Origin of the sequence: Pseudomonas sp. MWU12-3103b (assembly GCF_023100615.1) — a bacterium.
GTDB classification, from domain to species: domain Bacteria; phylum Pseudomonadota; class Gammaproteobacteria; order Pseudomonadales; family Pseudomonadaceae; genus Aquipseudomonas; species Aquipseudomonas putida_A.
The window spans coordinates 1-486 of sequence record NZ_JALMEY010000048.1; the positions used below are offsets into that span (position 1 = coordinate 1).

1 protein-coding gene is annotated in these 486 nt (G+C 59.9%); it reads right to left on the reverse strand.

The genetic code is table 11. The annotated features are described in order from the left end of the window. Positions 1-426 (reverse strand): contractile injection system protein, VgrG/Pvc8 family (locus M0808_RS28410; RefSeq protein ID WP_247843192.1); only part of this gene is annotated, 426 nt, incomplete at its 3' end. Positions 427-486: the final 60 nt, after the last annotated feature.

Here is a 486-nt window from a genome sequence, read left to right on the forward strand (position 1 = left end):
TTCGGGATAGATCGACCCGGTCTTGAATTCGTAGGCGTTGCTCTGGATGCCGTGCTCTTCGAGGACCATGCCGATGATTTTCGGCACCGTGAGGTTCTGGAAGATGCGTTGGTTGACGCGGTGTGCCAGGTACGACAATTGCGGGCGCAGGGTCACCGAATAACGGGTCAGGCGTTTGCCCGAGTCACCTTGTGCGGCGCGATAGATCTGGCCGTGGATGCCGCTGCCATCGGGCGACAGCTGCAGGAAGGCCGGTTTGTGCAGCAGGGTTTCGAGGTCCAGCGACGGCTGCTCACTGACCAGCTCCACCTCAAACACAAAAGGCTGGCTGATGGCTTCCCGGCCGGTCAGGGTAAATACCTGAAAATCGGCGGAGAGCCCTTCGATGGTCAGGGCAAAGTGGGTTTCATTGGCCGGCGCGAACATCCCTTGTTCCTCGTGCTGTACAGCGGCGCTCGTCGACGGCCGCAAAAAACGGCTCAACGT